Below are 14760 nucleotides of genomic sequence, written 5' to 3' on the forward strand. Positions count from 1 at the left end.
AGGTTTATCATTGGCTGAAATCCTTATATCCCAGCCTCTCAATCATGAAGTTAGATTTAGCGACTACCACCATAAATATTACCTGCAGAAGAAGTAATAGTGCCATTGTTGACATTCAACGTATAGGATAGCCCGCCAGAACCAGACCATGTTGAAAGGTTAAACGTGTTTCCGTTAAAGAGTTTATAAATAGAAACGTTGTTGAATGTTAGCGGTACCCCACTTAAACAAGTAGTTGGTGCTTGGTTTGTTTTCGCCATATAAACTGCAGCGTTTACAGCTCCTGGCTGCGTAACGACCATTAATCATCCATTTAAATGCTTCGTCTACATCCGTACTGCCTCCCATGTAGACTTGTCCGAAAGTCGTGGTTGTCGCTTTATCAACTGAACTGCCCTTTGTATAGAGCGTATAGTTAGCTGCTGCAGCTGAGGTTGGTAAGGTAGATAGAAGTAGTCCTCCTGTTAAAGCGATGCATGTGATCATACGTTTACCAAAGTGGTTTCTCTACAGATAATTAATCTATAATGGGTGTATATGGTTGAATGAACCTGTGTTAAACAACCACTAAAATAGAGAGAGTGATAACATGAGTCAATTTCCTGAGTTTAAAGAACAAACAGTATTAATTACAGGTACCTCAAGCGGGTTTGGTTTACTTAGCGCGTATCACCTTGCCAAAGCTGGATATAATATCATCGCTTCAATGCGCAATTTAGAAAAGAAAAGTGCTCTGCTAAGGATGTTAGAAAAAGACAAGTTAAAGGAGAGGGTAACGTTTGTTGAACTAGACGTTACGTCTCAGCGTTCAGTTGACCAGTTAACTGCATTTTTAGATAAGGGTAACGGGGTTGATGTGTTAATTAATAACGCAGGATTTGCGTTTGGTGGTTTTAGCGAAGAAATTCATATAGATGAATACAAAGAGCAGTTTGAAACGAACGTATTCGGTGTCATGAGGGTGACTCAAGCGGTGCTTCCGTTTATGCGAGAAAAGCGCAGGGGTAAAATTATTAATATTAGCAGCATCAGTGGGTTAATCGGCTTTCCGGGATTATCGCCGTACGTATCTTCTAAACACGCACTCGAAGGATATAGTGAAAGTTTACGGCTTGAGTTAAAGCCGTTTGGAATTGATGTTGCTTTAATTGAACCAGGTTCTTATGCGACGAATATTTGGACAACAGGTAAGAAGGTATCGAAGCATTCGTTGAATGAAGGATCTCCTTACCACGCTTATATGCGCGCAATTGAGAATGAGCTACAGGCTGGTGAGAAAAACCTTGGTGACCCTGATCAAGTTGTTTCTTTACTTCTTTCTTTGTGTAACCAATCTCAGATAAAAAAACTTAGATATCCTGTTGGTAAAGGGGTCAAGTTATCCATATCGGTAAAGCGTATGCTTCCGTGGAACGTTTGGGAGAGAGTCATCATTAAAAAGTTGTTGAAATAAGACATTAAGAGCTTTTACATAAGTGAAAGACTTTTTAGGGTTTGCATGCCAAATTCTTCTATCGTATACTGAGTTAATTAACGAAAAATTAAAAATTATGAAACGGTTAAGGAGGACAACATGAGTGAACCCAATATTGTAAGAAGTGGCCCTAATCATTATATTTGTGAAATAGGTGCTGCGAAGAAAATTGACGAGTATATAGCAAGTTTTTCTAGACCAGTAGTTTTTACAGGATTCAAATCATTTGATGCTTTTAATCAATACGGTGTATTGCCTGAACATATTCCAGTTATCCAGCATAAAGGGTATTGTTATGATGAAGATATTCATACCTATGCAAAAGAACTTTATAACGTTGATTTGGTAATTGGAATTGGTGGAGGTATTGTACTAGATAGTGCAAAATCATTAGCGGATTATTTAGACGTTGAAGTTATTCTTGTGCCAACGATTCCTGGAACATGTGCAGCAACAACGCCTCTTAGCGTGATGTATGATGGAGACGGGCAGTACGTTCGCGTTGATTACCATAAGAGAGCGAGCTTTTTAACAGTTGTAGACCCAAAGCTTTTACTTTCATCTCCTGTTAACTATGTTAAAAGCGGCATTGGAGATACTCTAGCAAAATGGTACGAAGCAGATGCGATTATTCGAAACACGAAAAACGCACATGAACTTTCAGCAATGGTATATTCAGGTCTTAATCAAGCAAAATATATTAGAGATATATTGATGGCAGATAGCGAAGCTGCTATTAAAAATTTACAAGAACAGAAGGTTACCCCGGCATTTACGAGGGTAGTAGAATCCATTATTATGATTGCTGGAACCGTTGGAGGATTTGCGGTTCAGTACGGGCGGGTATCAGGTGCTCACGCAGTTCATAATGGACTTAGCTTTGTTGAAGAAGCTCATCATGTTCTTCATGGTCAAAAAGTGACATATGGTATTTTGGTTCAGCTCATGTTAGAAAACCAATTAGAAGTGGTCAAAGAACTTATACCGTTTTACGAAGCATTAGGGTTTCCGCGCACGCTCTCAGACTTAGGGATTAAAGAAAAAGAAGAAGCTAAACAGCTAGTAGCAACTCATGCAATTAAGGAAGAAGAAGCTCTTCGCTTTATTGGGGATTTTACAAAAGAAGAAGTAATAAATGCAATGGACCAAGTAGAGGACTTCACATTAAGCACACGTCTATAAAGGCAATGAATGAAAGGTATGAAAAAATGCCTCTTAAAAGAGAACAATTTTTCATGCCTTACGTTGTTTTTAGACGTTTATATTCACTAATAAACGTTGAGGGATCTGCTTGAATTTCATATTTGAAAACACCTTGATGAGTATGTAAATACAGTAATCCTTTTTCTGAAGAAAAGGGTTTATATGAAATGTCCAAAACTTGTTCTAGCGTGAAAGACCGCGCGTTACACTTTACTTGAGTAGTGAAAAGCTGGAGTTCGTACTCTTGTTTTATATAATATTGCTGAAAGCGATCAACTTTTCTAACCACATATGAATACATAATGCTGGAAATTAGCATAGTGTAGACTCCCTTCTAAAGGTTTTTGTAGGGCTATGATAGCATGAGAGTGTCAAAAAGCGAAACATTTGACAATGAAACTTACATTTTCTAAAATGATAGTAATTATAGGATGTTGCTCTAAGGGGAGTAGCTTTTACAATAAGGTCGTCAGTACAGAGCATATGCTCTCGGCTTTGTTGGAAACGAGTTCGTTGTTAGCAAGACCTTACCAATAAGCAGGTAGAGGTCTTTTAGGTTATGAACATGCCGCTACCTAATTGGTAACGGCTATTTGCATATTTAAACATAAGGTTGGGGATTTTGTGAAACTATTATCATTACAAATGTCAGCGTATATTCAAAAAGAGGTGGAACAGCTTCAAGAAAAACTTTCACCTTTTACGAAGAAAGTATCACGCTATATGTTTTGGTCACTGCCTCTCATCGCAGTTTCTGTCTTCAATTTAGGGTTTATGCTTTTTACAGATCCTGTTACTCGTGAAGCGCTACCGATGTTAGGTATATATGCTCTGATTGGAGCAATTGGTATGGCGTTATCAAGAGAAACGAAATTAAAGCGTAAAGAAATGCGGAAGGTAGGAGCAGAATACGCAATTGAGCGCATTCAAAAAAGTGAAGTAGTCTCTTCATATCGTAAAGAAGAATACATTGAGCGAATTAAAGCACAGCCGCTTGCAATGATGGCTCATTTTATCCAGTTCTTAAGCGAGGAAGAAAATAGAATGAAACGTGCAAATATGTAACTTTGTAATGACAGGTATTCCTTAGTGAGTACCTGTTTTTTTATATAATAAAAAATATGTTAGGTTTTTTTACATGAAAATTGAATTTATTTATGATATACTGTAACTAGTTTCAATTTTCTAAAAAATGAAACGTTAGATTTTTTGTCAAGGGGTGGAAGAAGAAATGACGGTTTTACAAACTACTGAGCAAGACAACAGCGTCGCATTGCGTCGAGACGTCAAGTTTCTTGGACAACTACTAGGAAATGTATTAATTTATGAGGGTGGACAAGAGTTACTTAATAAAGTTGAAAAAATACGTGAAGTGGCAAAAATACTTCGTGAACATAATAATCAGGATATCTATGAACAGTTAAAATCTGAAATAACAAGCATTGAAGATCCAATGAGACAGCAAGTCATTCGTGCATTTTCTGTTTATTTTCATCTAGTTAATATTGCGGAACAAAACCACCGCATTCGCCGCAAGCGCGAGTATCAGCAGCAAGAAGAAGCAAACATACAGCCTGGATCACTTGAAAAAGCAGTAAGTGATTTGAAAAATAGTGGCGTAACAGCGGACGTTATTACAAAACTTCTTGAAACGCTGTCTTTAGAGTTAATTATTACAGCGCATCCAACAGAAGCAACGAGAAGAAGCGTGCTGGACATCCATAAGCGAATTGCTGATATTTTACAAGCGTTTGAACAAAAATCAGTAACAAAACGTGAACGGGAAGAGTTAGAAGAGCAGCTTTTTAACGAAGTCATGATTTTATGGCAAACGGCTGAACTACGAGATCGTAAGCCGCGCGTAATGGACGAAGTGGCAAATGGATTATACTATTTTGATGAAACGTTGTTTGAAGTATTACCACATATTCATCAAGAGCTGGAGGATTCATTGAAACGCTACTATCCTGAGCAGCAGTGGCAAGTGCCAAACGTTCTGCGTTTTGGATCTTGGATTGGTGGAGACAGAGATGGTAATCCAAACGTAACGCCAAAGGTAACGTGGCAAACCTTAACAAAGCATCGTAGCGTAGCGGTTCGTAAGTATAGAGCAGCTTTATTGAATTTAAGGGAGCGCCTAAGTCAATCAACAAAGCGAGTTTTAATTTTAGAAGATTTAGTGCAATCGGTTGAACAAGAAAAACAGCTTTTGCCTCAAAAGAAAAGATGGCGCGTGCCTCATGAGGTATATCGCTGTAAATTAACGATTATGCTTCATAAGTTAGAACATGTTGGACAAGAAGGTGGGTATAAGCAGGCTGACGAGCTACTTAATGATATTAAGCTTATTCAAAAAAGCTTACGTTTACATCATCCGATGCAATATGAATTGAAAAGCGTTCGTCAATTAATTCGTCAAGTAGAATTGTTTGGCTTCCATTTAGCAACGCTTGATATTCGAAATCATAGCGGTGAACATGAAGCAGCAATTAAAGAGATTTTATATTCAGTTGGCATTGTAGAAGACTATTCTTCCTTGACAGAAAAAGAAAAGTTGGAGCTGCTAAGCGGAATCTTACAAGATCCTCGTCCGCTTATTTCGTTCACTGAAGACTATTCGCCAGAAACAAAGCAAATAATTGAAGCGTTTCAAATGATTAAGCGTGCACATGAAGAATTCGGAAAGCGTTCGATTGAAGTCTACTTAATTAGCATGACCCAATCAGCTAGCGATTTATTAGAAGTAATGGTTTTGGCAAAAGAAGCAGGAATCTATCGTTTGCATGCCAACGGAGAAATTGAAAGTTATTTAAACGTTGCCCCTTTATTAGAAACGATTGATGACTTAACGGCTGGGCCAAAAATTATGGAAGAGCTATTCCAACTTGATTTTTATCGAAAACATTTGGCAGAACAAAATGATTTACAAGAGATTATGCTGGGGTATTCTGATGGAAGCAAGGATGGCGGAACGTTAACAGCAAACTGGAAGCTCTACAAAGCTCAGCAGGAAATTCATGATATGGCGAAGCGCTATAACGTACGCCTTAAATTTTTCCATGGTCGAGGTGGATCTCTTGGTCGAGGCGGTGGTCCATTAAACCGAAGTATTTTATCGCAACCTGCTGAAACGCTAGGAGACGGCGTTAAAATTACAGAGCAAGGAGAAGTATTATCCTCTCGCTATTCGCTATACGACATTGCGCACCGAAGCCTAGAACAAGCGGTTTCAACCTTGCTAACAGCAGCTGCCAAAGTGTCGTCTGAAGCTGAACAAACGGATATTCGTACATCTCAGTGGGAAGAAGCGATGAACATTGCATCAAAAGAAGCGCTTGCTCATTATCAGCATCTTGTGTTTGAAGATCCAGACTTTTTAACATACTTTAAACAAGCAACACCGTTACCAGAGTTAGGTGCTCTTAACATTGGATCTCGTCCAATGAGTCGAAAAGGCAGTGACCGTTTTGAAGACCTGCGAGCTATTCCATGGGTATTTGCTTGGACACAAAGTCGACAGCTTTTGCCTGCTTGGTATGCAGCTGGAACGGGTCTTGTACATCTTATCAAAAAAGAAGGAAGTCTTTCTCTACTGCAGCAAATGTATAAAGAGTGGCCATTTTTCCGCTCAACAATTGATAATTTGCAGATGGCTTTAACGAAAGCAGACTTAATGACTGCGAAAAACTATACTTCAATGGTTGAAGACAAAGCGATTGCTGATCGAATTTTCGGAGCGATTGAGAAAGAGTATACCGAAACGAAAGAAGCAATTCTACAAATTACGGATCAAGAAGAATTAATGGAGCACCTACCGAATATTCAATCGTCTATTCGATTGCGAAATCCATACGTTGATCCGCTAAGCTTCTTCCAAGTCGAACTTATTTCCAAACTTCGTCAAGCAGATGAAGAGCAGGCTGATAGACTTCTACAAGAAGTGTTATTAACTATTAATGGAATTGCAGCCGGCTTGCGTAATACAGGCTGATTTTCTAGCGTATGATGCCCCAAAAAGTGGAGAAGCTAACGGGGTATCAAGCTGGAGGTGATAACATGAGCAATGCAAAAGGACGTTCAAAGAAAAATTTACCGACTGATGCCAATCATGTAAATGCTCAGGAGAAAGCTGAGCAAATGCGTATGACAGATGAGCGCAATCAAAAGCATAATGATGGTCGCAAATACGATGGGAAAATCTAAATGCGCTCTCACAAAAAAACCTTCTACTCTTATCTGGAGAGCAGAAGGTTTTTTTTAGCTATTTAAGATGGCATCAATCTGGCGAAGTTCATCTTGCGTAAATGAACGTTTATGAAGGGCTGCAACGTTCTCTTCAATTTGACTTACGCGACTTGCTCCTATGAGGGCAGAGGTAATATTTCCATCTCTTAACACCCAAGAAAGAGCCATTTGAGCTAAGCTTTGATCTCGTTTCTGTGCAATTTGATGAAGTCTTTGCACTTGATTAACCACCTTTGCAGTTACGCGCTCCGCATCTAAAAAGCCGGTTTCTTTTGCTGCTCTCGAGTCTTGTGGAATGCCGTATATGTATTTATTCGTAAGCAACCCTTGCTCAAGCGGACAAAATGCAATGGAGCCAACCTGATGATCTGCTAGCACATCTTGGAGTCCGTCCTCTATCCAACGATTAAACATTGAGTAGCTTGGCTGATGAATGAGAAGGGGTGTGCCGAGTTCATTTAAAATATGCACAGCTTCTTTTGTTTGCTCCGCGCTATAGCTTGAAACACCTATATATAGCGCTTTTCCTTGTTTTACAATTAAATTAAGCGCTTGCATGGTTTCTTCAAGAGGGGTATTAGGGTCAGGGCGATGAGAATAGAAAATATCAACATATTCAAGGCCCATGCGCTTTAAACTTTGATCTAAACTAGCAACAAGGTATTTTTTTGATCCCCATTCTCCATATGTACCTTCCCACATTCGATAGCCCGCTTTTGTAGAGATAATTAATTCATCTCGATAAGAGGAAAAGTCTTCATTTAACATTTTTCCAAACATCTCTTCAGCAGAGCCTGGTGGTGGTCCATAGTTGTTTGCTAAATCGAAATGAGTAATTCCTAAGTCAAAAGCCCGTCTTAGCATGGCTTTTCCATTTTCAAACGAATCTACCCCCCCCCGAAATTATGCCAAAGTCCCAGTGACAGTGCGGGAAGCAGTAAGCCAGAGTTTCCACACCTGTTATAAATCATTTCTTTGTACCGCTGTTCATTTGCGCTGTAAGCCATCACACATGTCCCCCTTTTGTTTAATGAAATCGCTTTAATCATAATAGGGAAATCAAAAAATGTCACTTAATTTATCTTTTGGATTAGCATTAATAAAAGAATAGTTCATGATAAAATGATAATAAAGCATAGACAAAAGAGGGGGGAATAAGGATGGAAATAGAAAAATACGACGTAGTAAGGTTAACAGAAACATTTCCGGTTATAAAAGAACTTATCCAACTCACAGAAACCTGCTGGATGAACCCAAACAAGCAGTCTTTTCAACTACATAAACAAAAGATGCCACTAACTGAGCAGGACGTTAAGGATGCAGAATCAAGGCTTGACCGGTTTGCACCTTATTTACAGAATGTTTTTCCCGAAACGAAAGAAACAAAGGGAATAATTGAGTCACCTTTGATTGCCATTCCTACAATGAAATCGCGTTTAGAAAGCCGTTTTAGCCAACAAATCGAGGGAGAACTTCTGCTTAAGTGTGACCATGACTTGCCCATTTCGGGGTCAATTAAAGCGCGAGGTGGCATTTATGAAATTTTAAAGTATGCTGAAGACTTAGCTATTAAACATAACATGCTTTCGTTTGAAGATGATTACCGAAAGTTTGATAGTGAAAAATTTCGTTTGTTTTTTCAGCAGTATACAATCGCGGTAGGATCGACTGGGAATTTAGGATTAAGTATTGGAATAATTAGTGCTAAGCTTGGCTTTCAAGTAACCGTTCACATGTCAGCTGATGCCAAGCAATGGAAAAAAGATTTGTTAAGAAGTAAAGGGGTAACGGTTATCGAGTACACAGATGACTACAGTAAAGCTGTAGAAGAAGGGCGTAAGCAGTCATCACTTGATCCAATGTGTTATTTTGTAGATGATGAAAATTCAAAGCATTTATTTTTAGGTTATGCTGTAAGCGCCATTCGTTTGAAAAAGCAGCTTGCTGCAATGAAGGTCAAAGTAGACAAAAACCATCCTTTATTCGTGTATTTACCGTGTGGAGTTGGAGGTGGTCCAGGCGGAGTGGCTTTTGGCTTAAAGCTTATGTATGGCGATGATGTTCGCTGCTTTTTTGCTGAGCCAACCCACGCACCTTGTATGTTGTTAGGTTTAGCAACAAATCTTCATGATAAAATTTCTGTGCAAGATATTGGTCTTGATAATATAACTGAAGCAGATGGATTAGCCGTAGGAAGGCCATCAGGGTTTGTTGGTCAAGTAATTGGTCCAGTTCTAGAGGGGAGCTACACAATCAGTGATGATGAAATGCATCGATTGTTAGCAGAGTTGGCTGATAGCGAAGGAATTGAATTAGAGCCATCAGCACTAGCCGGTATGATGGGACCAGTAATGACAAACAGAAAGCTGTCTCGACAAACACTTGAACATGCGACTCATATTGTATGGGCAACAGGTGGAAGCATGGTACCACTAGCAATAAAAAAAGAGTACTATGAAAAGGGAAAACTGGCTTTAAGGAGATGATAAAAACTCCCCTCATGCATATGAGGGGAGTTTTTATAATGCTACATAATAAGATTCAATAATAGCTTCATCGGAGTGAGGAATATACTCTCCTTTTACAATTTGAGACCCGTTGATACAGCCGCTGGTTAATAAAATAACATCATTTGCTCCTCCAAGCTCTAAGGATTTTAAGACTCCTTCTCTTCTCGTTGGAGCTCGGTGAAGGTTCGAAGCATTGGGATGAGCAAATCCTGTAAATACTTGGTCAATGATATCGTTAGGGTTATGAAAGCCAGGATGGTCAACGGTAACAACAACTTCATCCACTTGTCCCTCAATGATGCTGGCCATTTTGGGCATTTTGTTAAAGTCTCGGATGCCAATTCCAGCAATCATCACAATTAAACGATTATATGTTAATTTTTTTACTTCTTGCAAAAGTCGAGTTAGAGCTACAGGCGTATGAGCATAGTCAAGGATAATCTTTTGATTTTGTGGCCCTTCAATTACTTGGAAACGCCCTTCAGGACTAGCGAGCTGTGGTAGAACGTTAAGAATATCCTCAATGTGAAAATTAAGCAGTAGCGCTGTACCGATAGCTGATAGCACATTAGCAATATTATATTCGCCAAACACAGGGACGGTTACTGGATAAATGTTGTCGTTATAATGAAGCTCAAACGTTGTTCCTTTTTCTTCTACGCTGATAGAATCAGCACGCAGCGTTGCGTTGGAGTTCTTGTTGAGACTATAAGTAACCATTGGATTTTTAAATAGTTGAAGCAAATCTTTTCCCATCAAATCATCATCAACGTTTATAACAGCCGTTTTGGCTTGTTCAAATAGCTTCATTTTACAGTTTTTATAGTGTTCCATCGTTTTATGATACTCAAGGTGTTCTTCTGAGAAATTTGTATGAATAGCGACATCGAATAAAATTCCTTCAACGCGCTTTTGATCAATGGCAATGGATGAAACCTCCATGACAGCTGCCTCATCTCCGAATGTTTCTAGGTCATGAAAAATTTGGTGCAAATCAATTGATTCAGGCGTTGTGGGGGTGCTTTTTTGATAGGTTAATTTTTTATGTGAAGACCAAATCCCCGTCGTGCCAATTGAACCTGTTGGTAATCGGAGTAGCGTTAATAATGAACGTACGTAAGCTGCTACTGTTGTTTTCCCGTTTGTACCAGTTACGCCAATTGTTTTGAGCTTTTCATCCGCTTGTTGGAAATAGAACTTAGAAATCTTTGCCATTGTTTTTCGAACATCATCTACAACGATAAACGTACAGTGCGGATACTTATCATGAAGTTGTTGAAAACAACGATGAACGGATCCAAAGACTCCTACAGCTCCTTTTTGAATAGCTTCTTCTATAAATTGATATCCGTCCGCGTTTTCGCCTTTCATGCTAAAAAATAATGACGCGTTTTTGACATGTTTCGAGTGATAAGCGAGATGTAAGACGCGCTGAGAAGTTGGGCCGACTAGTTGCTTAATTTGAATGTCAGGTAACTGTTCAAAGTTTAGTATCATGATTTTCCTCACCATTTAGTTTATTTTACAAGTTAACTTGCAGAAATTACCGTTTATAATGTTCTTACTATTTGTCAGTTTGAATTGAACTATTCGCAAGAACATATATGAACCATACAAAATATCTAAATAGAATTTCAAATTCTGACTCTTTTCCCTTAAAATAAGAGTGATAAACAAGGGGTAATATGGAAAAAAACCTTTTTAATCCTTGGTATCTCGCTATTTACAAAGAAGTTTGCTGCTATATAGTGAAAAGGGAAATAGTGGAATGTTATGTCAAAAAAACATGAACATCCATTCATTTATGATTTGTTTTCATGTGAAAATTGTGATAATTATAGAAATTTTTTTACATTTTTTTAAAAATTAATGTATACTTGTAATACAAAGAAATTTTAAAGCGGTTACATATGAGAGGTTTACACTTCATCAAGGGGACTCAGTACAGATTAGTTGGGATCTTACATCGCGTAAATCCCTCTTTCGTGCAGGGAGAAGAATGTTGTAGACGAATAAGACAAAAAGCAAACAGAGAGGGGAATAATAATGTTTGTACCAATTGAGCGTAAGAAAGTATCAAGTCAAGTTCTTGATCAGTTAAAGAAGATGATAAAGGAAAAGACTTTTCCGCCTGAATCTCGCTTACCATCTGAGCATGAGCTTTCGAAAATGTTTGGCGTTAGTCGTGCACCTATTCGTGAAGCGTTAAGCGTTTTGTCAGCTAGTGGATTAATTGAATCCAGACAAGGTGGAGGAAGCTATGTTAAGCGAGTAAACTTAGCAGGCATGCTTGATCCGATGACGTTTGAAATGGTTGAAGCAGACCAGGTGTTAGAATTAGTTGAGATGCGAATTATCATTGAATCAGAAGCGGCAAGCCTAGCGGCTATTCGTCATACCGAAGAAGAACTACTAGAAATTAAAGAATCGTTAGAAGCATTCAAAGGAACGATTAAAAATAGTGCTGAAATTGGTTATGAAGCAGATTATCGCTTTCACCATGATATTGTAAAAGCGGCACATAATTCATTTTTGCTTCACACAGTAGAGAACTTGGGTCATCTATATCGCAAAGCGTTAGCGTATTCGTTAACGCAAAGGCCTGAGAGTCGCAAGCAGGTTCATGAAGATCATGATCGCATCTTTGAAGCAATTAAAAATAGAGATGCTCAAGGTGCAGCAGAAGCAGTTCGTGAACATTTAGAGCATGTTCGTATGAAAGTGAGGCAAGGATAATAGATTCACAAAAAAGAACGCTAGCAATGGCGTTCTTTTTTGTGGCTTCCAAATGCTCTAAAGTAGTTATGCTTGTTTTGGATCAAACAATGCAAACGTTACGTCTGCTTCACAAGCCACTTCGCCATCGACCGACGCAACAGCACGAGCTTTCGCAATCGTACCGCGCACGCGTGTCATTTCTACTTCTAAACGAAGCTGATCGCCAGGAACAACTTGCTTTTTAAAGCGACAGTTGTCGATACCTGCAAATAAGCCAAGTTTTCCTTTGTTATCATCTTTTTTCAACATAACAACGGCGCAGACTTGAGCAAGTGCTTCTACAATTAGAACACCTGGCATAACTGGATATTCAGGAAAGTGTCCGTTGAAAAATTCTTCATTAGCCGTCACGTTTTTAATACCTACGGCACTTTTGCCTTCTTCTACTTCAATAATACGGTCCACTAGTAAAAATGGATAGCGGTGAGGGATAATTTCTTTAATTTGCTCAATTGTTAGCATAATGGTCTCTCCTTTATGTAAAAACTTATACCTGATACTAGTATCAAACTATATACGTACAAAGTCAACTTGTAAAGAGTAAAATTAATAAAAGTGCATGGATCTCATTTCGGTTCCGTTAATAAGATTTGGGTAAAGCGATAAGTGAAATAACATTGTCCAAATAAACCTAACATTCCAAGTGGAATTAAGAAAAGGTATCTTTCAGAATACAGCATGCTAATAGAAAAGAGTAAAAAGCAGGCTGTGATTGTTAATAGATGAATGACTAGTTTACGTGTCATGAATTAGATCTCCCTCTTATAAGAATCGTATACCATATTTTATTATATTTAGTTATGTTTGGATTTTTATAAAAAGAGGGTGGGACATAACAAAACAAATTTCCAAAAGGCTCTTTTCGCATAGATTGTTGCTATTTTGACCATCCTTATTAGAGGTGATAAAATACTCTTTCAAGAGGCGGTTTCTCAATGATTAAAGACATCTATGCCACGTTTTCGGACTTAACTAAAGACGAGCAAATTCAACTATTTAACCTTTTAAAAGAAGACTTTATCGATAATAAAGATGCTGATATGAAAGATGCATACAAAACAATTAGAGAAACCCGTTTTAAAGAGGGGTTGGTCTGCATACATTGTGGAAGTGTTAAAGTGAAGCGAAATGGCAAGTACAGAGAGAGACAAAGATACCTTTGTCGTGACTGCGGAAAGTCATTTAACGACCTTTCAAATACTCCGATTTCAGGAACCCGTTATCTTGGTAAGTGGGCGAAGTATTTTCAAATGATGGTAGAGGGCTATACGTTGCCTAAGATTTCCAAACGCTTAAAAATCCACATCTCTACTTCATTTTACTGGAGACATAAAATTCTGTTTGCTCTGCGTTCAATGGGTTATCAAGTGTTGAAAGGGATTATCGAAAGTGATGAGACCTTCTTTAAAGAGTCTTTAAAAGGACGAAGAAAACTGGACAGGGAACCCAAGAAACGCAGCGGTAGAGATAAATTGAGAGGGATTAGCAATCTTAAAATTGCTGTTGTTGTCGCCCAAGACAGAAATGGGCAAGTCATTGCTCAAAAGGCTGGAAATGGTCGTGTAAAAGCAGAAGAAATTGACGCGGTTATCGGAAACTATATTGACCCGTCTTCTTTGTTATGCACAGATACAGCCACGAACTACAAGAAATTTGCCCAAATCAAGGCACTTAAACACGAACCAATAAACCTAAGCAAAGAGGGGTACGTCAAAAAAGGCATCTACCATCTGCAAAACGTCAATAACTATCATAAGCGTTTAAAAGGCTGGATGGTTAGGTTTCAAGGAGTGGCTACAAAGTATTTGGATAATTATCTTTACTGGTTCAGCTTCCTTCAGCAAAGTAAGAAGTTGGCTGAAAAGGAGCAGATAAACCAAATGTTGCTCAGTGCTTGCCAAAATTCAAATAGCATTACCGTCAATTTCTTACGTGAGGTATGAAAAAAACAGCCATTCCTATGTTGGAACGACTGTATTTCTTATTCCGTTAAAGCCCCCCTATACTTGAATATAGCTATTAGTGTGATACTGGATTAGTCGCAAGATAAATAGCCATAATTATACTAAAAGAACCTAATAGAAAAAGAATTGTAAGGACTACCTTTCTACCTATTTGTCCAATGAAGTAGATATTGACTAAAATATAATAGGTAATAGCACTTCCACCAATAAATAATAAAAATTCTTTGGTGTAATCGGTTGAAGGGAGTGGATTTGTTAGATTAGTTAATGCTAACCCAGCGAAAATGAATATGCCTATTATGTTTAGTAATTTCCTCATACTCACTTCTTGTTTGGTCACCACTCGAATGTTTTGAGATGTTTGGACATTAGTTTCCAAAGTGACACCCCCCGTGTGTAATACTTTAATAACTATATGGATTTTTCGAACAAAAGTTTCAACCCTATATGTTGCTTCTTCAATAAACCTGCCCGTTAGCTGAATAAGTCTCTCTTTATATAATACCATAAAAAGTAAATTATTCCTTGTTATAATTAAAAGCAACAATCTTTACGAAAAGAGCCTTCCAAAAAGACGAACACTCTC

14 protein-coding genes and 1 pseudogene are annotated in these 14760 nt (G+C 38.3%); 8 read left to right on the forward strand and 7 right to left on the reverse strand.

Annotation, left to right across the window (positions count from 1 at the left end; translation table 11 throughout):
- Positions 1-183: 183 nt before the first annotated feature.
- Positions 184-486: a hypothetical protein gene (locus tag BFL01S_RS20495; protein ID WP_156474936.1), complete on the reverse strand. Its 303-nt coding sequence runs from the start codon at positions 484-486 to the stop codon at positions 184-186.
- 103 nt (positions 487-589) lie between these two features.
- Here BFL01S_RS20495 and BFL01S_RS15330 point away from each other — a divergent pair, with 103 nt between their 5' ends.
- Together BFL01S_RS15330 and BFL01S_RS15335 are read left to right on the forward strand one after the other, a co-directional pair.
- Positions 590-1453 carry an SDR family oxidoreductase gene (locus BFL01S_RS15330; RefSeq protein WP_061786200.1) on the forward strand — a complete coding sequence of 288 codons (864 nt, stop codon included), beginning with the start codon at positions 590-592 and terminating at the stop codon, positions 1451-1453.
- A 120-nt stretch (positions 1454-1573) separates the two neighbouring features.
- Positions 1574-2656, forward strand: a complete 1083-nt coding sequence (locus BFL01S_RS15335; protein WP_061786201.1) for an iron-containing alcohol dehydrogenase family protein — start codon at positions 1574-1576, stop codon at positions 2654-2656.
- A 58-nt stretch (positions 2657-2714) separates the two neighbouring features.
- Here BFL01S_RS15335 and BFL01S_RS15340 read toward each other — a convergent pair whose 3' ends face one another.
- Positions 2715-2996, reverse strand: coding sequence for a hypothetical protein (locus BFL01S_RS15340; protein ID WP_061786202.1), 282 nt, complete (start codon positions 2994-2996; stop codon positions 2715-2717).
- 305 nt (positions 2997-3301) lie between these two features.
- Here BFL01S_RS15340 and BFL01S_RS15345 point away from each other — a divergent pair, with 305 nt between their 5' ends.
- The 3 genes from BFL01S_RS15345 (at position 3302) to BFL01S_RS20785 (ending at position 6880) form a co-directional block, all read left to right on the forward strand.
- Positions 3302-3742, forward strand: coding sequence for a DUF5392 family protein (locus BFL01S_RS15345; protein ID WP_025909898.1), 441 nt, complete (start codon positions 3302-3304; stop codon positions 3740-3742).
- 166 nt (positions 3743-3908) lie between these two features.
- Positions 3909-6668: a phosphoenolpyruvate carboxylase gene (gene ppc, locus BFL01S_RS15350; protein ID WP_061786203.1), complete on the forward strand. Its 2760-nt coding sequence runs from the start codon at positions 3909-3911 to the stop codon at positions 6666-6668.
- 65 nt (positions 6669-6733) lie between these two features.
- On the forward strand, positions 6734-6880 hold the full coding sequence (locus tag BFL01S_RS20785; RefSeq protein WP_025909900.1) for a hypothetical protein: 147 nt from the start codon (positions 6734-6736) through the stop codon (positions 6878-6880).
- Between the two features lie 54 nt (positions 6881-6934).
- On the opposite strand, the pseudogene mgrA reads toward BFL01S_RS20785, so the two are convergent.
- Positions 6935-7929, reverse strand: a pseudogene (mgrA, locus tag BFL01S_RS15355) (L-glyceraldehyde 3-phosphate reductase).
- A gap of 153 nt (positions 7930-8082) precedes the next feature.
- Between mgrA and dsdA the strand changes: the two are divergent.
- Positions 8083-9408, forward strand: a complete 1326-nt coding sequence (dsdA, locus tag BFL01S_RS15360; RefSeq protein WP_061786204.1) for a D-serine ammonia-lyase — start codon at positions 8083-8085, stop codon at positions 9406-9408.
- Between the two features lie 33 nt (positions 9409-9441).
- On the opposite strand, the gene BFL01S_RS15365 is transcribed toward dsdA, so the two are convergent.
- The gene (locus BFL01S_RS15365) at positions 9442-10929 is read right to left on the reverse strand and encodes a UDP-N-acetylmuramoyl-L-alanyl-D-glutamate--2,6-diaminopimelate ligase (protein ID WP_061786205.1); all 1488 of its coding nucleotides are present in this window, start codon (positions 10927-10929) and stop codon (positions 9442-9444) included.
- 549 nt (positions 10930-11478) lie between these two features.
- On the opposite strand from BFL01S_RS15365, the gene BFL01S_RS15370 reads away from it, so the two are divergent.
- Positions 11479-12168 (forward strand): FadR/GntR family transcriptional regulator, encoded by a 690-nt coding sequence (locus tag BFL01S_RS15370; protein WP_061786206.1) that lies wholly within the window; start codon positions 11479-11481, stop codon positions 12166-12168.
- A gap of 66 nt (positions 12169-12234) precedes the next feature.
- Here BFL01S_RS15370 and fabZ read toward each other — a convergent pair whose 3' ends face one another.
- Together fabZ and BFL01S_RS15380 are read right to left on the reverse strand one after the other, a co-directional pair.
- Entirely contained in the window at positions 12235-12672 is a 438-nt protein-coding gene (gene fabZ / locus BFL01S_RS15375) for a 3-hydroxyacyl-ACP dehydratase FabZ (RefSeq protein ID WP_025909904.1), read from the reverse strand.
- A gap of 104 nt (positions 12673-12776) precedes the next feature.
- A complete protein-coding gene (locus tag BFL01S_RS15380; protein WP_025909905.1) occupies positions 12777-12956 on the reverse strand; it encodes a hypothetical protein in 180 nt (59 codons plus the stop codon).
- A 189-nt stretch (positions 12957-13145) separates the two neighbouring features.
- Between BFL01S_RS15380 and BFL01S_RS15385 the strand changes: the two genes are divergently transcribed.
- The gene (locus BFL01S_RS15385; protein WP_061786207.1) at positions 13146-14153 is read left to right on the forward strand and encodes an IS1595 family transposase; all 1008 of its coding nucleotides are present in this window, start codon (positions 13146-13148) and stop codon (positions 14151-14153) included.
- 76 nt (positions 14154-14229) lie between these two features.
- Here BFL01S_RS15385 and BFL01S_RS15390 read toward each other — a convergent pair whose 3' ends face one another.
- Complete coding sequence (locus BFL01S_RS15390) at positions 14230-14553, reverse strand: hypothetical protein (protein ID WP_235859243.1); 324 nt, start codon at positions 14551-14553, stop codon at positions 14230-14232.
- Positions 14554-14760: the final 207 nt, after the last annotated feature.

Origin of the sequence: Priestia flexa NBRC 15715, from assembly GCF_001591565.1 — a bacterium.
GTDB classification, from domain to species: Bacteria; Bacillota; Bacilli; order Bacillales; family Bacillaceae_H; genus Priestia; species Priestia flexa.